Genomic DNA, 22,287 nt, shown 5'->3' with positions numbered 1-22,287 from the left:
CGGGAGCGGGCGGTGGATCTCCAGACGCCCGCTGCGCGGGCTACTCGATCGACAGGAGGCGCGGGCCGCTCCGCATGATGCTGGTCGAGCAGCCGCGCAGCGGCGTATCGAGACCCGCGGGTCATTCGTCGGTGCCGGCGTAGCGGTAGGCGGTGAACGTCGGGGTGCCGGTCGTCGCGTAGAGGCCGAGGACGCGGCCGGTGAAGGAGGTGGCGGTCTCGGCGGTGAAGGAGCGGCCGTCGATGCGGGCGAGGGTGCGGGAGACGCCGCCCGCCTCCGCACGGAGGACGAGGAAGTCGCTCGTCATCTGGCCGGGACCGAAGCCGACACCGCCGTCGCGCTCGGACTCCAGCATCAGCGTCACCGGGCCCTCGGGCAGCTCGGCGGTCCACTCCTGCTCGAAGGAGGGGATCACCGCGCGGGCGGTGATGCGCGTGCCGGAGCCGGTCGACTCCGCCTCGACGGCCGCGAACGTCGTCTCGTCGTAGCGGACGGCGAGCCCGCCGACGCCTGCCGAGACGTCGACCACCACCGAGGCCAGCATGGTCTGCGTGAGCTGGCGGCGGCCGACGAACGTGGGCTGCGGGTGGCGCAGGGTGCGCCCCTCCCCCGGCAGCGACAGCCGGCCGTCCTCGACGCTCGCGAGCGCGGTCGGGAGGCGGCGCACGCCGATCCAGCCCGCGTCGAGCGGCCCGGAGAAGTCGACGTCGTCGCGCAGCGGACCGCGCGGCGAGAGCGCGACCGGCTCGGCGACCGGCCAGCCGTCCACCCAGGTCACCCGGGTGACGAAGGTCTCGCGGCCGAGCGCCGAGAAGGCGCGGGTCGCCCCCCGCGGGCGGACGCCGAGCAGGACGATCAGCGTGGAGCCGTCCGGCCCCTCCACCAGGTCGCCGTGGCCGGTGTTCTGCACCGGTCGGGTGGTGCCGCGGGCGGTGAGGAACGGGTTGCCGGGCGCGGTCTCGAACGGGCCGGTCGGCGCGTCGCTCCGGGCGATCGAGACGCCGTGGCCGCGCTCCGTGCCGCCCTCGGCGATGAGGAGGTACCAGACGTCCCGGCCGTCGACCGAGCGCCGGTACAGGTGCGGCGCCTCCGGGAAGCCGCCGCCGGTGCCCGACCACAGCGAGCGCGGCTCCTCCAGGATGCGGCCGGCCGCGAGGTCGACCCGCACCTGCTGGATGCCGAGGTGCGCGCCGGCCTCCTCGCCGCTCAGGATGAGGCCGGAGTAGGTGACGTACGCGGTGCCGTCCTCGTCCCAGGCGAGGTCCGGGTCGATGCCCTGCAGCGGGCCGCCGTCGGCGTCGGTCAGGACGGTGCCGTCGCTCCACTCGCCGGCCGGGTCCGCCGCGGTGAAGACGACGGTCCCGACTCCCGCGGGGACCGAGACGATCACGTGGAAGAGGCCGTCGTGGTGGCGGATGGTCGGCGCCCAGACGCCGAGGCCGGTGGGCACCTCCTCCACACCGATCTGCTCGGCGCGGGTCGCGACGTTGCCGACGCGCTCCCAGGTCTCGAAGTCGGTGCTGCGGTACACGGGGATGCCGGGCAGGTACTCGAACGTCGAGGTGACCAGGTAGTAGACGCCGTCGGCGCGGACGACGCTGGGATCGGGGTTGAAGCCGGGGATCAGCGGGTTCGGGAACGGGGCGCCGACCCCGCCCTGCGCGACTCCGCCCGGCACGACGCCGCCGCTCATGCGCGCAGCTCCAGCTCGGTCACCAGCGGGACGTCCTCGAGCGAGGTGCCGAGGCGGATCGTGAACGCTCCGGCCTCGTACTCCCAGCCGTCGTTCCAGGTGGCGAGCAGGCGGGTCGGCACGGTCACGGCGATCTGCGCGCTCGCGCCCGCCTCCAGCGTCGCGCTCTCGAAGCCGACCAGCCAGCGCACCGGGCGCTCGACGGCGGAGTCGCGGCGCTCGGCGTAGGCCTGCAGCACCACCTTGCCGGCGCGCTCGCCGGTGTTCACGACGTCGACGAGGAGCGCCACGTCCTCGCCGCCGCGGACGGGCTCGGGCGTCGAGACCGAGACGAGCTCGAACGAGGTGTAGCCGAGGCCGTGGCCGAAGACGTAGGCCGGCTCGACCTCGCTGCGCAGCCAGGCCCGGTAGCCGATGTGGATGCCCTCGTCGTAGTGCAGCTCGCCGTCGGTGGGCAGCGTGGAGAGGACGGGGACGTCCTCGATCGCGACCGGCCAGGTGGTGGGCAGGCGCCCGCCGGGCTCGACCCGGCCGAGCAGGACGTCGGCGACCGCGTCGCCCATCTCCTGACCGCCGAAGTAGCCGACCAGCACGGCCGCGACCTCGTCGCGCCACGGCAGCAGCACGGGGGCGCCGGCGTTCACGACCACGACGGTGCGCGGGTTGACCGCGGCCACGGCGCGCACGAGCGCGTCCTGCTGGCCGGGCAGGTCGAGCGAGCTGCGGTCGTAGCCCTCGGACTCGACCGCGGAGTTGGTGCCGACGACCACGAGGGCGACGTCGGCGTCGCGGGCGAGCGCCACCGCCTCCGCGATCAGCTCGTCGGCGGGGGTGGCGTCGGGCTCGAGGCCGTAGGTGAAGCCGAGCGCGCCCTCGAGGTCGCCCTCGGCATGCACGATGTCGTACTCGATCCGGATGTCGACGGGGGTGCCGGCGGTGACGGTCAGCGGCGCGGAGACCGACGGCGGGGCGAGCAGCGCGGCGCCGAGGTCGGAGCCGACGGCGGCGAGGGTCTCCTCGAGGAAGAGCGCGCCGTCGACGTAGACGCGGGCGGTGCCGGCAACGGCGAAGCCCAGGCGGACGGTCGCGTCGGCGGCGGGGGTGAGGATCGTCGAGAACTCGACGCGGGCCGACGCGGCGATCGGGGCGGTGCCGCCGAACCAGACCAGCGAGGTGGCGCGGCGGTCCTCGACGAACAGCTCCGCGCCGTCCTCGGCGAGGAAGCGGACGCGCTGGCCGGGCTCGCCGGTGACCGGGTTGGTGATCGTCTCGAGGACGAGCGGGGCGACGCCGTCCTGCACCACCGCGCCGAGGGCGTAGTCGACGCGGGCCTGCGGCAGGGCGGCGCGGACGCCGTCGAGCGGAGTGACGACCTTCTCGGGCAGGACCGTCGCGGATCCGCCGCCCTGGGTGCGCGCCTCGCGGGCGTTGTGGCCGATCACGGCGACGGAGGTGAGCGCCGAGGCGTCCCAGGGCAGCTCGCCCTCGTTGCGCAGCAGGACGCTGCCGGCCGCGGCGGCCTCGCGGGCGAAGGCGCGGCCGTCCTCGACGAGGACCGGCTCGGCGACGGCGGGCGCGAAGCCCTCGAGCGCGCCGACGCGGGCGGCGAGGCGGAGGATGCGGCGGACCTTGCGGTCGACGACGGACTCCTCGATCGAGCCGTCCCGGACGGCAGCGACCAGCGCCGCTCCCCACGGGCCGTCGGGGCCGGGCATGACCAGGTCCTGCGCCGCGCGGGCGCTGTCGACGGTGCGGACCGCGGTCCAGTCGCTGATGACGACGCCGTCGAAGCCCCACTCGCTGTTCAGCGGCGTCTCCAGCAGGTCGCTCTCGGTGGCGGTGGTGCCGTTGATCGAGTTGTACGAGCTCATCACGAGCCAGGCGCGGGTCTCGACGATCGCGCGCTCGAAGGCGAGCAGGTAGAGCTCGCGGAGGGCGCGGTCGCCGACGCGGACGTCGACGGTGAAGCGGTCGGTCTCGGAGTCGTTGGCGATGTAGTGCTTGGGAGTGGCGCCGACGCCGTTCTCCTGCACGCCGGCCACGTAGGCCGCGGCGAGATCGGCGGTGAGCACCGGGTCCTCGCTGAAGCCCTCGAAGTGGCGGCCGCCGAGCGGGGAGCGGTGCAGGTTGATGGTCGGGCCGAGGACGACGTCGACGTCCTTGCGGCGCGCCTCCACCGCCGCGGCGGCGCCGTAGCGGCGGGCGATCGAGCGGTCCCAGGAGGAGGAGAGCGCGGTCGCGGAGGGCAGGTTGAGCGAGGGCGAGCGCTCGTCCCAGACCTCGCCGCGCACGCCCGAGGGGCCGTCGGAGACGAGCATGCGGCGCAGGCCGATCCTCTCGATCGGCCAGGTGGTCCAGAAGTCGCGGCCGGTGAGCAGCTGCACCTTCTCCTCGAGGTCGAGGCGCCCGATCAGCTCGGTGAGCAGGGCGTCGGCGTCGGGTCCCTCGGCCGGGATGCGGGGAGCAGTGGAGGTGTCGGTCACGGTGACTCTTTCTCTCTCGGGAGGCGACGTCGTCGTCCCTCAAAACCTAGCAGTAGTGGGTTTCTGACGATGCACCCCGCCCCGGCCCCCTCCGCGAGATGCCACTTATGAGCGCGACACGCCGTGCGATCGCGTCATAAGTGGCATCTCGCGGAGAGGGAGGGACGCGCGCGCGCCCGGGGGTGGGGCGTCAGGGGTGGGCGGCCACGAAGGCTCGGCGCTCGGCGCGGCGGGTGGCCTGGCGGACCGGGTCGGCGACCGGGGCGGCCAGGAAGAGGCGCTGGGTGTAGGCGTGCTCCGGGCGGGAGGTGACCTGGTCGCCGTCGCCCCACTCCACGATCTCGCCGTGGTACATCACGGCGACGCGGTGCGAGAGGTGCCGCACGACGGCGAGGTCGTGCGAGACGAAGAGGTACGCGACTCCGGTGCGCTCCTGGATCTCGGTGAAGAGGTCGAGGACGCGCGCCTGGGTGGAGAGGTCCAGCGCCGAGACGGGCTCGTCGCAGACGATCAGCCGCGGCTCGAGGGCGAGCGCCCGGGCGATCGCGATCCGCTGGCGCTGCCCGCCGGAGAACTCGCGCGGCAGGCGGTCGGCCGCGGACTGCGGCAGCCCGACCTGGTCGAGCAGCTCGCGCACCCGCTTCGAGGCGACCTTGGCGTCGACCTTCCGCACGGTGAGCGGCTCCACCAGGATCTGCTCGATCGTCAGCGACGGGTTGAGCGAGGTGTACGGGTCCTGGAAGACGACCTGGATCTCGGAGGAGAGCCCGCGGCGCTGGCGCCGGTCGAGGTGAGCGATGTCGCGCCCGTTGTAGAGGATCTCGCCGCCGGTGACCGGGGCGAGCCCCAGCACCGCGCGGCCGAGCGTGGTCTTGCCCGAGCCGGACTCGCCGACCAGGCCGACCGTCTCGCCGGGGCGGATGTCGAGCGAGACGCCCTTCAGCGCCTGGAACGGCTTGGCACGGAAGCCCTTGCCCGGGTACTCGACGACGACGTCCTTGACGTCCAGCAGCAGCTCGGACGGTGCGGCGGGTGCGGCGCTCATCGGCTCGACTCCTTCACGGCGGTGGTGGCGACGAGCGGTCCGCGGGCGGGCCCCTCCTCGAGGATCGCGTCGAACAGGGCGCGGGTGTAGGGGTGACGCGGGTCGGCGAAGATCGAGCGCACGGGCCCGGTCTCGACGATCCGGCCGTCGCGCATGACCGAGACGCGATCGCACAGGTCGGCGACGACGCCGAAGTTGTGCGTGACGAGGATCATGCCCATGTTCAGCTCCGACTGCAGCTCGCGGAGCAGGTCGAGCACCTCGGCCTGCACCGTGACGTCGAGCGCGGTGGTCGGCTCGTCGGCGATCAGCAGGTCGGGGTCGCAGGAGACGGCGCCGGCGATCAGCACGCGCTGGGCCATGCCGCCCGAGACCTCGTGCGGGTAGGCGTCGAAGGTGCGCTGCGGGTTGGGGATGCCGACCCGGGCGAGCAGGCCGAGCGCCCGCTCCTTCGCCGCCGCCTTGGAGAGGCCGAGGCAGATCCGCATCGGCTGCACGAGCTGCGTGCCGATGGTGAAGGAGGGGTCGAGGTTCGACATCGGCTCCTGCGGGATGTACGCGATGCGCTTGCCGCGGAGCTTGGTCATCTCCTTCTCCGACAGGTGCGCGAGGTCCTTGCCGTCGAAGACGATCGAGCCGCCGGTGATCCGGCCGCCCTCGGGCAGCAGGCGCAGCACCGACCAGGCGGTCTGCGTCTTGCCCGAGCCGGACTCGCCGATCAGTCCGTGGATCTCGCCGCGGCGGACCGCGAGCGACACGTCGTGGACGACCGTCTTGACCGAGCCGTCGTTCTGGCCGTAGCCGACCGAGAGGTTCGTGACGCGGAGGATCTCCTCCGCACTGCGCGAGCCGGCCTCCTCCTCGTGCACGACGGTCTTCGGCGCCGCGGCGTCCTCGTCGAGCATCGTCTGGATGCCGATGGTGGAGAGGCTGGTCGGCACCGTCGCGGGCGCCGAGGCCGACTTGCGCTTCTTCGAGCGCTTGGCTCCGGAGGCGCTGCGCTCGAGCTCGTCGCGCATCGCGTTGCCCAGCAGGGTCAGCGCGATGGAGGTGAGCGCGATCGCGAGGCTCGGCCAGAGCATCAGGATCGGAGCGTTGAAGACGTTGGAGAAGCCGTCGTTGAGCATCGAGCCCCAGGTGGGGATCGACAGGTCGCCGAGGCCGAGGAACTCGAGTCCGGCCTGGATCGCGATCGCGATGCCGGCGACCAGCGAGGCCTGGATGATGACGGGAGCGCGGACGACGGTGAGGATGTGCCGGGCGATGATCCGGCCGTTGCTGAGGCCGGAGACCCGGGCCGCGTCGACGAAGAGCTCGCCGCGCACCGCGGTGACGGAGGCGTAGACCAGCCGGTGGAAGGCCGGCGAGAGCAGGACGCCGAAGATGGCCATCGAGAGCCACATCGACGGGCCGATGACGGCGCGGGCCGCCAGCAGGACGACGAAGCCGGGCAGCGCCATCACGAGGCCGGAGGTCCAGGCCGAGACGGAGTCGAACCAGCCGCCGAAGTAGCCGGCCAGCAGTCCGCTGGTGACGCCGATCACGACGGCGACCGCGAGCGCCACCAGGGCGCCGGCGAGGCTGAACTGGGTGCCGAAGAGCAGTCGCGAGAGGACGTCGCGGCCGGCGCTGTCGGCGCCGAGCAGGTGCGCGGCGCCGGGCTCGGCGAGCACGTCCTGCAGCGAGGCGCGGTTCGGGTCGGCCGGGGCGAGCAGCGGCGCGAAGATCCCGGAGAGGACGACGATCGCGAGGAAGACGAGCGAGACGAACCCGACCGGGTTGTGCAGCAGGCGGCGGAAGAGGTGCGTGCGGGCGGCGCGCTCCTCCACTCCGACCGACGGGGTGCTGGCGGGCAGCGGAGTCGTGGCGGTCATGAGAGTCGCACCTTCGGGTTGAGCCAGCCCTGGAGCAGGTCGATGAGCAGGTTGACGATGACGACGATGATCGCGGTGACGAGCACGAGGCCCATCACCAGCGGGATGTCGCCCTGGGTGGTCGCGGTGACCGCGACCTGGCCGAGACCGGGGATCGCGAAGATCTGCTCGACGATGACGGCGCCGCCGAGGAGGCCGATGAACTGCACGGCGAGGACGGCGAGCGCGGGGCCGCCGGCGTTCCGCAGCACGTGCTGGAAGACGATCCGGTTGGCGGGGAGCCCGCGCGAGCGCAGCGTCCGCACGTAGTCCTGGCGGAGCGCGTCGATGACGGAGCCCCGGACCTGCTGGGCGACACCGGCGATGCCGCCGATCGCGAGGGCGATGATCGGCAGGGTGACCGTGGCGATCCAGCCGGAGAACGAGTCGGTGAGGTTGACGTAGCCGGTGGGCTTGAACCAGCGGAGGTTGATCGCGAAGACGGTGACGAGGCCCAGCGCGATCAGGAAGCCGGGGATCGCGAAGCCGAGGATCGACACCAGCTGCACGAGCTTGTCGGCCCAGCCGCGGCGGACCGCGGCCCAGACGCCGAGCACGACCGCGACGATCGCGGAGATGATCGTGGCGCCGATGACCAGGGAGAGCGTGACGGTGACGCGGGTGGAGATCGCGGTGGTGACGGCCTGCCCGGTGAACCAGGAGCTGCCGAGGTCGCCGGTCACGGCGTGGCCGAGCCAGCCGAGGTACTGCGACCAGATCGGCTGGTCGAGGCCGAGCTGCGCGGCGCGCTGGGCCACCGCCTCCGGCGTCGCGTTCTGCCCGAGGATGCGGCGGGCGATGTCGCCGCCGCCGAGATAGAGGAGTGCGTAGGCGACGACGGAGATCAGCACCACGAGGATGATCCCCGAGACGACGCGTCGCAGGATGAACCTGGTCATCAGTGGTCCTTCGAACGGAGGAGGGCGCGGGCCTGATCAGCGGATCGGTGACGCGCGGAGAAGAGGGAGCGGGGGCCGGCCGTGAAGCCGGCCCCCGCCGATCCGGATCAGGCCGGGGTGATGTTCCAGAGGTACGGGTAGGCGTTGCCCGTCTGGGTCTCGACCTTGGTGTTCGCGTCGGTCACGAAGCTCGACTGCTGGCGGTACCAGGGGGCGAACCAGGCGTTCTCGACCGTGTAGGCGTTGACGGCCTGGACGGCGGCGGCGTAGCCGGACTCGTCCGCGGTGCGGACGGCCTCGATCAGCGTCTCGAGCTCGGGGTCGGCGTTCTTGAAGGGGTTGAAGATCGCGTTGGGGCTGAGCTCGAAGTTGATCAGGGCCCAGTCGGGGTCCTGCTGCAGCGTGAGCCAGGTGGCGGCGTACTTCGGGGCGAGGACGTCGGCGATGAAGTTGTTGCCGGCGTCCGTGTAGGTGACGGTGATGCCGACCTCGGAGAGCTGCTGCTGGATCAGCGTGAAGGTCGAGGAGCCGATGAGCGAGCTCGAGGGCATGTTCAGCTCGAAGCCGTCCGGGTAGCCGGCCTCGGCGAGCAGCTCCTTGGCCTTCTCGGGGTCGTAGGGGTAGTCGTCGTCGAGCGACTCGTCGTAGCCCTCGGAGGAGGTCGGGAAGATCTGCGTGGTCGGGGTGCCGTAGCCCTGGCCGATGGCCTTCAGCAGCGACTCCTTGTCGAACGCGTAGTTGATGGCCTGGCGGACGCGGACGTCCTTCAGGGCCGGCGCGATGGTGCCGTCGCGGTCGAGCAGCAGCAGACCGGTCCAGTTGAGCTCGAAGGCGTTGACGGTGAAGCCCGACGCCTCGATCTCCTTGAGGTCGTTGTTGTCGACCGTGTTGGCCGCGTTGACCTGACCGCCCTTGATCGCGTTCACCAGAGCGGTGGAGTCGCTGTAGACGTTGATGTTCAGGTTGTCGTAGTGGACCGAGTCCTCGTCCCAGTAGCCGTCGCGCTTGGTGAAGGCGTAGGAGGTGCCGATCACGGTCTTGGCCGCGTCGAGCTCGTAGGGGCCGGAGCCGACCGGGACGGTCTGGATGTCGGCGGACTCGAAGGCGGAGGGCGCCTCGACGAGGCCGGCGTTCTGGGTCAGGTAGAAGAGGAACGTCGGGTTGGCCTGCTTGAGGGTCACCGTGACGGTCGAGGCGTCGGTCGCGACCGCGTCGGCGAGGTCGGCCATCTTGTTCGTGTCGGGCGAGTTGCCGTCGCGGAAGCGGATCAGGTTCTGCGCGACGGCGTCGGCGTCGAGCGTCGATCCGTCGGAGAAGGTCACGCCGTCGCGGATCTTCAGGGTGAGGACGGTGTTGTCCTCGTTGTAGGTCCACTCCGAGGCGAGGCCCTCGGTGATGGTGCCGTCGGGCTCGGCCCGGAGCACGCTGTCGTAGACGGCCTGCATGTAGGGCGACTCGTTGGCCCAGTACGAGTCCGCCGCGGCGAACGTCGACAGGGTCTGGATCGCACCCAGCGTGAGCGTCTCGCTCGAGCCGCTGGAGGCGCCTCCGCCGGAGTCGGCCGCGCAGCTGGTCAGGCCGACCATCGTGGTGACGGCGATCGCAGCGGCCGCCAGCCTCTTCCATCGGAACATCTTCGGTCTCCAGGTTCTCCCGGTTCTCCCATGAACCGGTGCCGAGGAAGCTAACACGAAAAACAGACGACCCCTAGGTTTTTGAGAGAAAAACTTCGGCCCGTTAGGTTTTCGTGATTCTCGTGACCGTTCACATCCGGGAGCGCCTCCGGAACTGTGCTCTGACGGGGGCGTCTCCGAAAGCCGAATCCGCCCGGGGTTTTTGACTAAGAAACCTCAAAGGGTTAGGTTTCTCGCACCGGAGGCTCCGTGCCCCCTCGCAACGATGCGCCTGGAGGCACTTCATGGCACTCCCCACCTCTCCCCCGCGGCGACCGCGCGGGCAGTACGCCAAGACCGCCGCCCGGCGCGCCGAGATCGTGGCCGCGGGCCTGGAGGTCTTCTCCGCGAGCGGCTACCACGCCGCGTCGCTGCGCGAGATCGCCGAGAAGGTCGGGCTGAGCCAGGCCGGCGTGCTGCACCACTTCGCCAACAAGTGGGAGCTGCTCTCGGCGGTGCTCACCCTCCGCGACGACCACTCGATCGTCCGGGTGCCCAGCGGCGACGCCGTCCCCGGCATCGACACGGTCCGCGCGCTGATCGACCTGGTCGCCTACAACACCGAGATCCCCGGCCTCGTCGAGCTGCAGTGCGTGCTCTCCGCGGAGGCGACCCACGCCGACCACCCGGCGCACGAGTACTTCGCGAACCGCTACCGCTTCATCGTCGACCTGTTCACCGGAGCGTTCGGCGACATGCTGACCCGCGGGCAGCTGGTGCCGGGCGTGGATCCGCGCAGCGCCGCGATCCGCGTCATCGCGACCATGGACGGGCTGCAGGTGCAGTGGCTCCTCCAGCGCGACGCCCTCGACATGCAGGCCGAATTCCGGCGCACCGTGCAGACCCTGACCACCGTGGAGGTGTGACCGTGGGCTTCTCCCGCGAATCGACCCTGGCCGCCGTCCTCGACCACGCGGAGGCGGGCGACGTCGTGCGCCGCTTCGTCCCGGGTGTCGTCAACTCGCCGCTGCTGGTGCAGCTGCGCTCCGCGCCCGTCGGGCTGGTCGTCGGGATGGATCCGCTGCTGAAGGCGGACCCCGAGCGCGAGGCCTCGTTCTGGACGGCGCTCGACGCGGTCGACGACTCCGGGGTCGCGGCGCCGCGTCCGGAGCGGGTGGCCGTGCTGCCGCGCACGGACTACGAGGGCGAGGACGTGGCTGTCGCGTCCGCGGTGGTGCGACCGGTCGCTCCCGGCACCGTGTGGGCGCCGGCCGAGGTCGTCGTCGACGGGCCCTCGCACGGGAACCCGTTCGTGGACGTCGAGTTCTCGGCGGAGTTCTCGCTCGGCGACGAGACGGTGCGGGCCGGCGGGTTCTACGACGGCGACGGGGTGTACCGGGTGCGGGTCCTGCCTCCTGCCGCCGGCGTCTGGAGCGTGTCCACCGCCTCCACCGCGCGCTCGCTCGACGGACTCACCGCCTCCGTGCGCGTCGAGGCCGCCCTGCCCGGCGCGCACGGGCCGGTGCGGGTCGCCGACACCTTCCACTTCGCGCACGAGGACGGCACCCGGCACCTGCCGCTCGGCACGACCGCCTACGCCTGGACGCACCAGAGCGAGGCGCTGCAGGAGGCGACCCTCGCGACGCTCGCGGACGCGCCGTTCACCAAGGTGCGGCACTGCGTCTTCCCGAAGGCGTACCTGTACAACACGAATGAGCCGGAGCTGTACCCGTTCGAGCGCGACGGCGACGGCTGGGACTTCGACCGGCCCGTGCCCGCGTTCTTCCGCCGGCTGGAGGAGCGGGTCGCGGACCTCGACGCGCTCGGCATCCAGGCCGACGTGATCCTCTTCCACGCCTACGACCGCTGGGGCTTCTCGGACATGGGCCGCGCGGCCGACGACCTCGTCACCCGCTACGTGGTCCGGCGCCTGGCCGCCTCGCCGAACGTCTGGTGGTCGCTCGCCAACGAGTACGACCTGCTCTGGTCGAAGAGCGTCGACGACTGGGAGCGCCTCGCCGCGCTCGTCGTCGCCGAGGACCCGGTGGGCCACCTGCTCTCGATCCACAACTGCTTCGGCTTCTACGACTACTCCCGGCCGTGGATCACGCACGCCAGCGTGCAGCGGATCGACGTGTACCGGACCGCCGAGAACACCGACGCCTGGCGCGAGCAGTGGGGCAAGCCGGTCGTGATCGACGAGTGCGCCTACGAGGGCGACATCGATCAGGGCTGGGGCAACATCACCGGCGAGGAGATGGTCCGGCGGTTCTGGGAGGGGGCGGTCCGCGGCGGCTACGTCGGCCACGGCGAGACGTATCTCAACGACCGCGAGGAGCTGTGGTGGTCGAAGGGCGGCGAGCTGGTCGGCGACAGCCCGGCGCGCATCGCGTTCCTGCGGCGGATCACCGCCGAGATGCCGGACGGGCGGATCGACCCGCTGCCCTCGGACTGGGACGCGCCCTGGGGCGGGGGCGGCGGCGTGCAGCTGGTGTACTTCGGCTTCAACCGGCCGCGGTTCCGGCAGATCGTGCGCGACCCCTCCGACTCCTGGATCGTGGACGTGATCGACACCTGGGGGATGACGGTCTCGCGGGTGCCGGGGGTGTTCTCCGGGTCGTTCCGCGTGGAGCTGCCGGCGCGGCAGTTCATGGCCGTGCGGCTGACGCGGGTGGTGTCGTGAGCGGGGGCGCGGGTGCTGGCGCGGGCGGGGTCGCGGGCGGGGTGCCGCCGCGGGTGCGGGTGATCTCGGACAACGACTACTCCGGCGACCCGGACGGGCTGGTGCAGCTCGCGCAGCACGCGCTGTCGGAGTCGGTCGAGCTGGCGCTCGTCGTCGGCTCGCGGCTGCGGCCGGGCGACCCGTTCGACGCCTCCGACCGGACCGCCGACAACGCGGCGGCGGCGGCGCGCGAGGTGCTCGCGCTCTGCGGGCGCCCGGACGTGCCGGTGGTGGCGGGGTCGAACGCTCCGGATGCCGATGTGTCGGAGGCGGCGCGTGCGATCGTGGCGGAGGCGCTGCGGGACGACGCGCGGCCGCTGTACCTCTGCGCGGGCGCCGGGCTGACGGAGGTGGCGGCGGCGCTGCGCCTCGAGCCGTCGATCGCGTCGCGAATGACGCTGGTCTGGATCGGCGGGCCCGAGCATCCGGGCCTGGCCGTCCCTCCGCCCGGCGCGATGCCGATCGAGTACAACCTGCTGATCGACGTGCCCGCCGCCGCCGAGGTGTTCGCGTCGGCCCTGCCGATCGTGCAGTTCCCGCGCGACGCGTACCGGCAGCCGCTCGCCTCCGTCGCCGAGCTGCGCGTGCGGATGCGCACCGCCGGCGAGCTCGGCCGGCACCTCTTCAACGCCCTCGACGGCGTCTTCCGGATGGGCGCCGCGCACGGCCTCAGCTTCGGCGAGACCTACGCCCTCGGTGACAGCCCGCTCGTCCTCGCGACCGCCCTGCTCTCCGCCTTCGAGCCCGACGCCTCCTCCAGCCGCACGGCGCGGGTCCCCCGCCCCTCGATCACCCCCGACGGCCAGTACGGCCCCCGCACCGGCGACGGCCCGGACCTCCGCGTCTACACCCACCTCGACACCCGCCTCCTCCTCGAGGACCTCTACGCCAAGCTCGCCCTCCGCGCCGCGGAGGCCTGACCGCGGCCGCGCGCTGCCGACCGCGCAGCGGCACCCCCATGCTGGTCGAGTAGCCGCGCAGCGGCGTATTGAGACCCACGTGTCCAAGCGCCGGCCTCACGCCCCCGCTCTTGCCACGGCGGATCTCGATACGTCCTCTCCGAGGGCTACTCGATCAACATGAAGCACATGCTGGTCGAGTAGCCGCGCAGCGGCGTATCGAGACCCACCCTCGCCATCACGCCGGCCGCACGTCTCCGGCTGATCCGGCGTGCCGTTCGGCACTTTCTGCGGTCATGGACCCGCGGTAGCAGCAGAAAGTGTCCAATGGACGGCACCGATCCGTGCTCAGCCCTCGTCCCATTGCCCACCAGCGGCGATCCGGAGCAGGTCGTTCGCGAAGAAGGTGTTGTGGTGGCGCCGGAGGGGCGAACCTCCGCGACGCATCATCGTCGTGTTGAGCTTGTAGGCGGCCTCGACGAACGGGGCGTAGTCGAGCGCGGTCGCGAAGTCGTGCCACGACTCGAAGAGGTACTGGGCGACGTCGGCGCTCTTGTAGCCCGCGTCGTAGCCGTCCGCGAAGACCTCAGGCTGCTCCCCGGACTCCGCCCCGGCCAGCCGATCGAACGTCTCCGCATCGACGTTGACGACGATCAACAGCACCTCGCGCTCGACCTGGGCGAACACCGTCTCGAGGATCCCGCAGCTGAGCGTGAGCAGTCGTCGACGGGTCTTCGTGCGCTTCGTCGCCGGAAGTGCGGAGACCGTCCAGAGCGCGAACTGCGTGCCGAACGGATCCGCGATCGTCTCGGCCACGTACCGCGCGAGCACCGTCGACATCTCGTCGTAGTCCGAGCGGCGGGCGAGCTCCCAGAAGCGCGCGGGGAGGGTCGATGCGCCCTCCTCGCCGATCCTGCCCCGCTTCTCCCGCTCCCAGGGCAGGAGGATGCTCTTCCCCTCCTCGACGGTGACGCCGAGTACGTCCTCACCGCCGGGCCAGCCGGTCAACGCGAGATTCCGCAGTCGGTGACTCGCCTCCTGACGGCGGATCTCGAGCACCTCGTAGTGATCGAGATCCGCCTGCCGACAGGAGGCGAAGTTCAGCGCGATGACGTCGCCGTGGTGCCGACGGTGGGTGGCGTACCTGCTGACGATGTTCCTCGTCTGCCCGACGTAGCGCTGCCCGTTATCGAACTCGAGCACGTAGATTCCGCAGAGCAGAGTCCGGTCGGTGAAGATCGTCGCTGCCGACCCCGCCTCGCTCATGTCGTAGCGCGTGAAGGAGAGCGGGGCGAGGAGTCCGTCTGTCATAGCGGGACCCTAGCCGCCGGTCTTCCTTACATCGGATCGCCGAACTGACACTTCTCGGGCTCTGCGGTCGTCGGTGAGCCCGTTCCGCGTCCCTTCGACACCAGCGACGTCGTCCACTGGACGTTCGACGGGGCAGGAGCTGCCGCCCGAGCCCGAGGAGCGTCCAGTCGCTGAAGGCGTCCCTCCCTCGGGCCGAGCACCTGAATCCGGCGCGCGATTCGGCACCTTCTGCGGTTCTGCGCCTGCGGGAGCAGCAGAAAGTGTCGAACCGGGACGACCGGCGCCCGCGATCCGGCGCGAGCGGTCGTGCGCCGGCGCGGAGGATGACCGTTCGTGACGGATGGGTGCGGCGGGCGGCGGGTCAGTGCTGCGGGTCGCCGCCGAGCTGGCCGATGGGGGGCAGGGGGCCGCCGTCGTCGGCGCCGGTGCGGCGCCAGCGGGCGACGGCGTTGCCGAGGTGGTAGATGACGAGGGCCGCGGCCGCGCCGAGGACGATGCCACCGAGCTCGAAGCCGCCGGAGCTGAAGGAGAAGCCGGCGATCGCGATGACGAGGGAGACGGCGGCCGTGTACTGGTTCACCGGGCGGGAGAAGTCGACGCGGTTGTCGATCCAGATCTTGATGCCGATCACGCCGATGAGGCCGTAGAGCGCGGTGGTCGCACCGCCCAGGACGCCGGCGGGGATCGAGTTGAAGACCGCGCCGACCTTGGGCGAGAGGCTCAGCAGCACGGCGGTGACGCCGGCCACCCAGTAGGCGGCGGTCGAGTAGACGCGGGTCGCGGCCATCACGCCGATGTTCTCGCCGTAGGTGGTGGTGCCCGAGCCGCCGAACGCGCCGGAGACGGTGGTCGCGATGCCGTCCGCGATCAGGGCGCGGCCGGTGTGCTGGTTGACCGAGGAGTCGGTCATCGTCGCGACGCCGCGGACGTGGCCGACGTTCTCGGCGATGAGCACGAGGACGACGGGCAGGAACATCGCGATGCCCGACCACGTGGATCCGGACGCGAAGTCGGGGAAGCTGAACGGCGGCAGGCCGACCCAGGCGGCGTCGGCGACGGCGGAGTAGTCGATCTCGTTGCGGATCAGGGCGACGACATAGCCGATCACGACGCCGACGAAGATCGAGACGCGGCCGAGGAAGCCGCGGAAGAAGACGCTGCCGAGGATGATCGCGGCGAGCGTGACCGTCGCGGTGACCGGCGCCTGCTGGAAGCTCGACCAGGCGGTCGGGGCGAGGTTGAAGCCGATCAGCGCCACGATCGCGCCGGAGACGACCGGGGGCATCAGGCGGTCGATCCAGCCGAGTCCGGCGAACTGCACGACGAAGCCGACGAGCGCGAGCAGCACGCCGACGGCGACGACTCCGGCGAGCGCCGATCCCGTCCCGCCGACCGCCGTCGCCGCGGTGACCGGGGCGATGAAGGCGAAGCTCGAGCCGAGGTAGCTGGGCAGCTTGTTGCGGGTGATCAGGAGGAACAGCAGCGTGCCGACGCCCGAGAACAGCAGGGTCGTCGCGACGGGGAAGCCGGTGAGCACGGGCACGAGGAAGGTCGCGCCGAACATCGCGACGACGTGCTGGATGCCGATCGCGACGGTCGCGGGCCAGTTGAGCCGCTCGGCGGGGCCGACGACGGCTCCGGGCGCGACGGTGCGGCCGTCGCCGTGCAGGGACCAGATGGGCATGGGGCTCCTCGGCGGAAGGGGGGATGGGGGCGCTTCAGAGTAGCGAGGCGGCGGGCGGGCGGGGGCGGCGGCCTGGCGGACCTCCGGCACGCGGAATCGGCTCCGGCACGCGGGAACCCCGCAGAACCACGAGCCCGAACCGGAATCGCGAGCCGGAGGTGGGCGGCGCGAGCGGCGGCGCACCTCCGGCACGCGGGAACGGCTCCGGCACGCGGGAATCCAGCAGAACCACGTGCCGGAGCCTGAACCGCGAGCCGAAGATGCTCGGCGCGAGCGGCGGCGCACCTCCGGCACGCGGAAACCACTCCGGCACGCGGGAATCCAGCAGAACCACGAGCCGAAGCCGGAATCGCGAGCCGAAGATGCTCGGCGCGAGCGGCGGCGCACCTCCGGCACGCGGAAACTGCTCCGGCACGCCAGGATCCGGCTGAACCACGTGCCGGAGCCGGAACCGCGAGCCGGAGGTGCTCCGAGCGGGCGGCGCCGCCCTCGCCGTGACGCAGCCGGGAGCCGGGTCGGCGCGCCGGTGAAAGAACGGCGGGCGTGCCGGACAGGAGGGAGCATGAGGCACATGCCAGCTCCCCTCGCGGGTCCCGACCGCTTCGCCGCGCTCGCCGGCGTGGTCGCCGACCCCGTCCGCCGCTACCTCTGGCGCCGCACCGACGAGGCCACGGCCGACGACGTGCTCGCCGCCACCCTCGCCGTGCTCTGGCGCCGCGTCGCCGACGTGCCGGAGGACGACCCGATCGCCTGGTCGATCGGCGTCGCCCGGCTGCAGCTGCAGAACGCTCGCCGGATGCAGCGGCGCCAGGTCCTGCTCACCCACCGGATCGCCGTGGTCGACCCGCCGCAGGAGGTGCGCGACCCGGACGGGCCGTCCGCCACCGACGACGCCGTGCGCTTCGTGCTCTCGCGGCTGCGCGAGTCCGACGCCGAGCTGCTGCGGCTGTGGTCGTGGGAGGAGCTCGACGCCCGCGGGATCGGCGAGGTCCTCGGGATCACGCCGAACGCCGCGTCGATCCGGCTGCACCGCGCCCGCCAGCGCTTCGCGGAGCTCTACGAGAGCCGCGCCGCCCAGGACCCGACGACCTCAGAAGGAGGAGCACGATGACCGCGATCGAGGACTCGGAGCTGCGCCGGCTGGTGCGCTCGACCGACCCGGCGGAGGGGCTCGCCCCGCTCACCCGCGCGCAGCTCGCCGAGCACCGGGAGCGGGCGATGGGCGGGCAGGCGCTGAGCGGGCAGGCGACGGGCGGGCCGGGCACCGAGCCCGACCCCCACGACTCCGACCCCGCCGCCGTCCGCCGCCGCCGCTCCCCCTGGCTGATCGTCGGGGTCGGCGCGCTCGCGGTGGGCGCCGCCGCGTCGCTCCTGCTCCCCTTCGCCCTCGGCGTCACCACCGGCGGGTCCGCCTCCGCGCTGCGCCTGCCCGCGACCGGCGGGCCGATGGACATGTGCGCCCCCGTCACCGCCGAGGCGCTCGCGCCGTCGCAGCTCGCCTTCCGAGCCGAGGTCGCCTCGATCGACGACGGCACCGTCACCCTGCGCGTGATCGACCGGTTCGCCGGCGACGTCGGCGACGCGGTGACGGTGACCCAGGCGGCGGAGTCGGCCGTCGACGGCGCCCCGATCGTCTTCGAGCGTGGCATCGACTACCTGATCGCCGCCGACGGCGACACGATCCTCACCTGCGGGCTGAGCGCGGCCGACTCCCCCGAGCTGACGAGTCTGTACCGGGAGGCGTTCGCGCAGCGGTAGTCGCGGACCTCAGGCGAAGAGCCCGAGCACCCACCCGAGCACCAGCGGGCCGAAGGCCACGGCGAGCACCCCGAGCCCCAGCACCAAGCCGACGAGGCCGACTCGTGCGCCGCGGAGCGTCTCGTCCGCGCGCAGCCGGTCGCGCGCACCGAGCGCGAGCACGATCGCGACGACGGCGAGCGCCGACGCGAGCAGCGGGACGCCGACCAGCAGCGCGCCGAGCACCGCGGCGCCCGCGCTCGCGAGCGCGCGGGAGTCGACCGGTCGCGGAGTCGTGCGGGTCTGCTCGGTCATCTCTCGAGCCTGACACGGAGCGGCGGACCGGGGCGAGCCCCCGCCCGGTCGCACGCGCACCCCCTCGGTGGCAAGGGGCTCTGCAAACGCCCGGAACGCGGCGGAGGGTGGGAGCACCGACGATCCTTCTGGAGGCAATGGTGTACTTCCACGTCCAGCGACTCATCACCGACATCGAGCAGGACGAGCCGGATCCGGCGGCCGCGAACGCGCTGCAGGAGGGCCTCGGGGGGCAGTTCGGCGAGATGCGCACGATGATGCAGTACCTCTTCCAGGCGATGGACTTCCGCACCGACCTCTCGGCGAACGAGCAGGCCCCCGAGGGCGTGCCGTCGACGATCGCGCCGGAGCGCTTCGAGGAGTTCTCGCCCGGGCTGGACCCCGAGCTGCTGAAGCTCATCCAGACCACCGCCGAGATGGAGCTGGACGAGATCACCTCGTTCTACCGCCCGACCGCGAAGTAGCACGACCCCTCCGGTCCCGCGCGGTCGCTTCCGCGCGGCACCGGTCCACTCCCAGGAGACAGGCCCATGCCGACCTTCCGGTTCCTCGAACCCCAGCGCGTCGCGGGCGTCCCGCTGCGCGAGCTCGGCGACGGACTCGCGCTGATCGGCGACGGCGACGTCCTGATCCGCAGCGTGACCCTCGCGCACCGCGAGATCTCCCCCGGCGCGCTCTTCGCCGCGCTGCCCGGCCGGCGCCGCCACGGGGCGGACTTCGCCGACGAGGCCGCCGCGGCCGGAGCGGTCGCCGTGCTCACCGACGAGGCCGGACTCGCGACCGCACGGGCGAGCGGCCTGCCGGTGCTGGTGTCCGCGGATCCCCGGGCCGACCTCGGCGCGATCGCCGCACGCGTCTACGCCACCGACCGCGACCGGCCGCAGCTGCTCGGCGTCACCGGCACCAACGGCAAGACCAGCACCGTGCACCTGCTCGACGCGGTGCTGCGCCGGCTCGGCGTGCCCTCCGGCCTCAGCTCGACCGCCGATCGCCGCAGCCGCGACACCGTCGTCGCCAGCCGGCTGACCTCGCCCGAAGCGCCCGAGCTGCATGCGCTCCTCGCCCGGATGCGCGAGGACGGCGTCGAGTCCGCCGCGATCGAGGTCAGCGCGCAGGCCCTCATCCGCTCGCGGGTCGACGGCCTCGTCTTCGACGTCGCGGGCTTCACCAACCTCAGCCACGACCACCTGGACGACTTCGGCGACCTCGGCAGCTACCTCCGGGCCAAGCAGCGGCTCTTCCGCCCCGACCGCAGCCGGCGCGGCGTCGTCGTGGTCGACACTCCGGAGGGACGGACGGTCGCCGCGGAGGCGGAGGTCCCGGTCGTCACCGTCGGCTCCACCGCCGAGGCGGACTGGCACGTGGACGTCCTCGCGCTGAGCGCCGCGGCGACCCGCTTCCGACTGACCGCGCCCGACGGCTGGACCCTCACCACCTCCGTCCCGCTGATCGGCCGGCACATGGCCTCGAACGCGGCGCTGGCGCTGGTGATGCTCGTGACGGCCGGGCACGACCGCGACGCGCTCGCCCGGGCTGTCGCCGACGGCATCGACGTCGCCGTTCCCGGCCGCACCCTGCTCGTCTCCGGCGAGGCCGGGCCGCGCCTCTACGTCGACTTCTCGCACACCCCCGACTCCGTCGCCCGCACGGTCGATGCCCTCCGCGAGGTCACGCCGGGCCGGGTGCTGGTGATCCTCGGCGCGGACGGCGACCGCGACCCGAGCAAGCGCGCGCCGATGGGCCGCGCCGCCGCCGAGCGCGCGGACCTGCTGATCGTCACCGACCACCACCCGCGCTTCGAGGATCCGGCGCGGATCCGCCGGGCGCTGCTCGACGGCGCCCGCGATGGTCGCTGCGAGGTGCAGGAGATCGCCGAGCCCGCGCAGGCCGTGCGCGCGGCCGTCGGCCGGGCGGGGGCGGACGACTCGATCCTCTGGGTCGGCCCCGGCGACACCGACTACCGCGTGGTGCTGGATCAGGACCTGCCGTACTCGCCGCGCGCGGATGCGGCGCTCGCCCTGGCGGAGGCGGGCTGGGCGGTCTGAGCCGCCGCCTCCCGCGGCCCCGTGCTTGACTGGCCGGGTCGTCGCGACCGGAGGGGGTGCAGGTGTTCTCCTCCCTCCCCGTGCGCCGGGTGCAGAAGCACCCGTCCGCGCTCGAGTCCGTCGTCTGGCCCGCGACCCTGCCGCCGGTGCGCCAGGTGCTCGACGAGGGCTGGGACCTCGGTCCCGTCTCGGTGATCACCGGTGAGAACGGCTCCGGCAAGTCGACGCTGCTCGAGGCGATCGCGCTCGCCTACGGGCTGAACGCCGAGGGCGGCTCGACCGGCGCGATGCACTCGACCCGGGTCTCGGAGTCGGACCTCTCGCAGCAGCTGCAGCTCGTGCGCGGGGCGGGCGCCTCCAAGCGCGGCTTCTTCCTCCGCGCGGAGACGATGCACGGCTTCTTCACCTACCTCGAGGACGTGCGGATCGACAGCGGATACCACGAGCGGTCCCACGGGGAGTCGTTCCTCGACATCGTGGTGAACCGCTCCCGGATCCGCGGGCTGTGGCTGCTGGACGAGCCGGAGTCGGCGCTGTCGGTCTCGGGCTGCCTCGCGCTGATCGGCCAGCTGCGGTCCCTGGTCGCGGGCGGCTCGCAGGTGATCCTCTCGACGCACTCGCCGGTGCTGGCGGCGCTGCCGGGCGCGGACCTCTACGAGCTCGGCGAGTGGGGCCTCCGCCGCGCGGAGTACGACGATCTGGACCTCGTGCGGACCTGGCGCGGCTTCCTCGGCGACCCGCAGCGGTACCTCCGGCACCTGGACTGACCGCGGCCGCTGCACAACATCAGCTGAGAAGGGTGGGCCTCCTCTGTGGGGGGAGGGACCCCCGTCTCAGCTGATGTTGTGCGGGGCTCACCGGCAGTCCGGCGCCGTCAGGCCGTTGAAGGCGAAGCTCTCGCCGGGATGGGCGGGGCGGATCGACGTGCGCAGGTGCTCGAACGCGGCACGCGTCGTCGCGCCCGCTCCGGGCGTCGCCGCGCACTGCAGCGACGACGAGGCGAAGGAGTCGACGACCGGGCCGGAGCCGTCGGCCGCCTCCGCCGCGATCTCGGCGCCGATCGCATAGCCGCTCCCCCGGTCGGTCAGCGCCGTCATCGTGCCGAGCACCCGCGGCCAGACGACGGAGTCGCGGAGCGAGCGCGGAGCGGCTGTTCCGGGTGCGCCGGTCAACGCGACGTTCAGCACCGCGCCGTTCAGGTGGACCGTCGAGTCCCGCACCCCCGAGAAGGAGCCGTCGATCTCGCGGGCGAGGCGGAGGATCTCGTCGGCCGGGCGCCCCTCCTGCACGCGGATCACGGCGCCGCCGCGCGAGTCGGTCGCCGGCTGCTCGATCGTCCAGTCGAGGTCTCCCCCGGTGATCGTGGAGCGCTGCTCGAGGAGCAGATCGACGGTGTCGAGAGCGGTCGCCGCGCTGGTCGGGGCGAGGACGATCGCGAGGACGGGGTAGCTCTCGACCGTCCGCACCGAGAGGCTCCCGTCGATGCCGCGGCGCAGGGCGTCCCAGGCCTCGACGGGTGCGGTCCGGTCCCGCAGATCCGCGATCGCCAGGGAGTCGTCGCCGGCCCGCAGCACCAGCTCGCTCGAGCGCCGCCCCGCCGGGGCCGTGCCGAGCGCCGCGTCGATCGCCTCGGACGCCGTGGCCGCGACGGCGACGAGGCGCTCCGCCGGGCAGTCCTCCCGGGCGGTGACCTCGACGTCGAAGACCGCCTGCTCACCGCGCACGAGGAGCGGCGCCGGCCGCCAGTCCGCCCTCGCGCTCTCGACGCAGTCGTCCGCCGACAGCGCCCGCTCGAGCCCCTCCGCCGGACCTGTGCCGGTCGCGACGACCGCGATCGTCAGCAGTACCGCCGCGCCCGTGAGCGCTCGTCCGCGTCGTCCCACGCCGTTCCCCCTGTCTCCGCTTGCTGCCGTGCGTTCGAGGTGACA

The 22,287-nt window shown here is 72.6% G+C and carries 17 protein-coding genes and 1 pseudogene; 8 read left to right on the top strand and 10 right to left on the bottom strand.

Annotated elements, in window-relative coordinates; translation table 11 throughout:
* Positions 1-121 precede the first annotated feature (121 nt).
* From EDF35_RS15345 to EDF35_RS15320, 6 genes are all read right to left on the bottom strand, one after another.
* On the bottom strand, positions 122-1,693 hold the full coding sequence (locus tag EDF35_RS15345) for a glycoside hydrolase family 43 protein (RefSeq protein WP_133962959.1): 1,572 nt from the start codon (positions 1,691-1,693) through the stop codon (positions 122-124).
* Positions 1,690-4,149: a glycoside hydrolase family 3 C-terminal domain-containing protein gene (locus tag EDF35_RS15340; protein ID WP_133963046.1), complete on the bottom strand. Its 2,460-nt coding sequence runs from the start codon at positions 4,147-4,149 to the stop codon at positions 1,690-1,692. The genes EDF35_RS15345 and EDF35_RS15340 overlap by 4 nt, the downstream gene beginning before the upstream one ends.
* Positions 4,150-4,366: 217 nt before the next feature.
* Complete coding sequence (locus tag EDF35_RS15335) at positions 4,367-5,221, bottom strand: dipeptide/oligopeptide/nickel ABC transporter ATP-binding protein (RefSeq protein WP_133962958.1); 855 nt, start codon at positions 5,219-5,221, stop codon at positions 4,367-4,369.
* A complete protein-coding gene (locus EDF35_RS15330) occupies positions 5,218-7,095 on the bottom strand; it encodes a dipeptide/oligopeptide/nickel ABC transporter permease/ATP-binding protein (protein ID WP_133962957.1) in 1,878 nt (625 codons plus the stop codon). Before EDF35_RS15330 ends, EDF35_RS15335 begins: the two co-directional genes overlap by 4 nt.
* Positions 7,092-8,033 carry an ABC transporter permease gene (locus EDF35_RS15325; RefSeq protein ID WP_123705420.1) on the bottom strand — a complete coding sequence of 314 codons (942 nt, stop codon included), beginning with the start codon at positions 8,031-8,033 and terminating at the stop codon, positions 7,092-7,094. The genes EDF35_RS15330 and EDF35_RS15325 overlap by 4 nt, the downstream gene beginning before the upstream one ends.
* Before the next feature lie 107 nt (positions 8,034-8,140).
* Positions 8,141-9,667, bottom strand: coding sequence for an ABC transporter substrate-binding protein (locus EDF35_RS15320; RefSeq protein ID WP_133962956.1), 1,527 nt, complete (start codon positions 9,665-9,667; stop codon positions 8,141-8,143).
* Between the two features lie 284 nt (positions 9,668-9,951).
* Here EDF35_RS15320 and EDF35_RS15315 point away from each other — a divergent pair, with 284 nt between their 5' ends.
* From EDF35_RS15315 to EDF35_RS15305, 3 genes are read left to right on the top strand one after another with little or no spacing between them, the layout of a single operon-like run.
* The gene (locus tag EDF35_RS15315; RefSeq protein WP_123705422.1) at positions 9,952-10,572 is read left to right on the top strand and encodes a TetR/AcrR family transcriptional regulator; all 621 of its coding nucleotides are present in this window, start codon (positions 9,952-9,954) and stop codon (positions 10,570-10,572) included.
* Positions 10,569-12,329, top strand: coding sequence for a DUF5605 domain-containing protein (locus EDF35_RS15310; protein ID WP_243840004.1), 1,761 nt, complete (start codon positions 10,569-10,571; stop codon positions 12,327-12,329). Before EDF35_RS15315 ends, EDF35_RS15310 begins: the two co-directional genes overlap by 4 nt.
* Entirely contained in the window at positions 12,326-13,288 is a 963-nt protein-coding gene (locus tag EDF35_RS15305; RefSeq protein ID WP_208323080.1) for a nucleoside hydrolase, read from the top strand. The genes EDF35_RS15310 and EDF35_RS15305 overlap by 4 nt, the downstream gene beginning before the upstream one ends.
* Positions 13,289-13,615: 327 nt before the next feature.
* Here EDF35_RS15305 and EDF35_RS15300 read toward each other — a convergent pair whose 3' ends face one another.
* Positions 13,616-14,578 carry a GIY-YIG nuclease family protein gene (locus EDF35_RS15300; protein ID WP_133962954.1) on the bottom strand — a complete coding sequence of 321 codons (963 nt, stop codon included), beginning with the start codon at positions 14,576-14,578 and terminating at the stop codon, positions 13,616-13,618.
* Between the two features lie 361 nt (positions 14,579-14,939).
* Positions 14,940-16,262, bottom strand: a complete 1,323-nt coding sequence (locus EDF35_RS15295; RefSeq protein ID WP_123736709.1) for a solute carrier family 23 protein — start codon at positions 16,260-16,262, stop codon at positions 14,940-14,942.
* Between the two features lie 571 nt (positions 16,263-16,833).
* Between EDF35_RS15295 and EDF35_RS15290 the strand changes: the two genes are divergently transcribed.
* Both EDF35_RS15290 and EDF35_RS15285 read left to right on the top strand, forming a co-directional pair.
* The gene (locus tag EDF35_RS15290) at positions 16,834-17,373 is read left to right on the top strand and encodes a sigma-70 family RNA polymerase sigma factor (RefSeq protein ID WP_123446682.1); all 540 of its coding nucleotides are present in this window, start codon (positions 16,834-16,836) and stop codon (positions 17,371-17,373) included.
* Positions 17,370-18,020 (top strand): hypothetical protein, encoded by a 651-nt coding sequence (locus EDF35_RS15285; RefSeq protein ID WP_133962953.1) that lies wholly within the window; start codon positions 17,370-17,372, stop codon positions 18,018-18,020. The genes EDF35_RS15290 and EDF35_RS15285 overlap by 4 nt, the downstream gene beginning before the upstream one ends.
* Positions 18,021-18,029: 9 nt before the next feature.
* Here the strand turns inward: EDF35_RS15285 and EDF35_RS15280 are convergent, their stop codons facing one another.
* Positions 18,030-18,314: a hypothetical protein gene (locus EDF35_RS15280; RefSeq protein ID WP_133962952.1), complete on the bottom strand. Its 285-nt coding sequence runs from the start codon at positions 18,312-18,314 to the stop codon at positions 18,030-18,032.
* A gap of 140 nt (positions 18,315-18,454) precedes the next feature.
* Between EDF35_RS15280 and EDF35_RS21270 the strand changes: the two are divergent.
* The 3 genes and pseudogenes from EDF35_RS21270 to EDF35_RS15265 form a co-directional block, all read left to right on the top strand.
* A pseudogene (locus EDF35_RS21270) lies at positions 18,455-18,604 on the top strand (manganese catalase family protein); the annotation flags it as partial.
* A 240-nt stretch (positions 18,605-18,844) separates the two neighbouring features.
* Positions 18,845-20,359: a UDP-N-acetylmuramoyl-L-alanyl-D-glutamate--2,6-diaminopimelate ligase gene (locus tag EDF35_RS15270; RefSeq protein WP_133962951.1), complete on the top strand. Its 1,515-nt coding sequence runs from the start codon at positions 18,845-18,847 to the stop codon at positions 20,357-20,359.
* 56 nt (positions 20,360-20,415) lie between these two features.
* The gene (locus EDF35_RS15265) at positions 20,416-21,126 is read left to right on the top strand and encodes an AAA family ATPase (protein ID WP_133962950.1); all 711 of its coding nucleotides are present in this window, start codon (positions 20,416-20,418) and stop codon (positions 21,124-21,126) included.
* A gap of 87 nt (positions 21,127-21,213) precedes the next feature.
* Here EDF35_RS15265 and EDF35_RS15260 read toward each other — a convergent pair whose 3' ends face one another.
* Positions 21,214-22,242 (bottom strand): hypothetical protein, encoded by a 1,029-nt coding sequence (locus EDF35_RS15260; RefSeq protein ID WP_133962949.1) that lies wholly within the window; start codon positions 22,240-22,242, stop codon positions 21,214-21,216.
* Between the last annotated feature and the right edge of the window lie 45 nt (positions 22,243-22,287).

The sequence above is a fragment of the Rathayibacter sp. PhB151 genome, assembly GCF_004366415.1.
Taxonomy (GTDB): Bacteria; Actinomycetota; Actinomycetes; order Actinomycetales; family Microbacteriaceae; genus Rathayibacter; species Rathayibacter festucae.
The sequence above is the reverse complement of the archived record's forward strand: the minus strand, read 5'-3'. Positions and strand labels throughout refer to the sequence as shown.

Coding starts and splice junctions, on each gene's coding strand:
- EDF35_RS15295 (WP_123736709.1), bottom strand. CDS start 16,262: ATGCCCATCTGGTCCCTGCACGGCGACGGCCGCACCGTCGCGCCCGGA.
- EDF35_RS15320 (WP_133962956.1), bottom strand. CDS start 9,667: ATGTTCCGATGGAAGAGGCTGGCGGCCGCTGCGATCGCCGTCACCACG.
- EDF35_RS15345 (WP_133962959.1), bottom strand. CDS start 1,693: ATGAGCGGCGGCGTCGTGCCGGGCGGAGTCGCGCAGGGCGGGGTCGGC.
- EDF35_RS15280 (WP_133962952.1), bottom strand. CDS start 18,314: ATGACCGAGCAGACCCGCACGACTCCGCGACCGGTCGACTCCCGCGCG.
- EDF35_RS15315 (WP_123705422.1), top strand. CDS start 9,952: ATGGCACTCCCCACCTCTCCCCCGCGGCGACCGCGCGGGCAGTACGCC.
- EDF35_RS15325 (WP_123705420.1), bottom strand. CDS start 8,033: ATGACCAGGTTCATCCTGCGACGCGTCGTCTCGGGGATCATCCTCGTG.
- EDF35_RS15270 (WP_133962951.1), top strand. CDS start 18,845: ATGCCGACCTTCCGGTTCCTCGAACCCCAGCGCGTCGCGGGCGTCCCG.
- EDF35_RS15330 (WP_133962957.1), bottom strand. CDS start 7,095: ATGACCGCCACGACTCCGCTGCCCGCCAGCACCCCGTCGGTCGGAGTG.
- EDF35_RS15335 (WP_133962958.1), bottom strand. CDS start 5,221: ATGAGCGCCGCACCCGCCGCACCGTCCGAGCTGCTGCTGGACGTCAAG.
- EDF35_RS15290 (WP_123446682.1), top strand. CDS start 16,834: ATGCCAGCTCCCCTCGCGGGTCCCGACCGCTTCGCCGCGCTCGCCGGC.
- EDF35_RS15300 (WP_133962954.1), bottom strand. CDS start 14,578: ATGACAGACGGACTCCTCGCCCCGCTCTCCTTCACGCGCTACGACATG.
- EDF35_RS15285 (WP_133962953.1), top strand. CDS start 17,370: ATGACCGCGATCGAGGACTCGGAGCTGCGCCGGCTGGTGCGCTCGACC.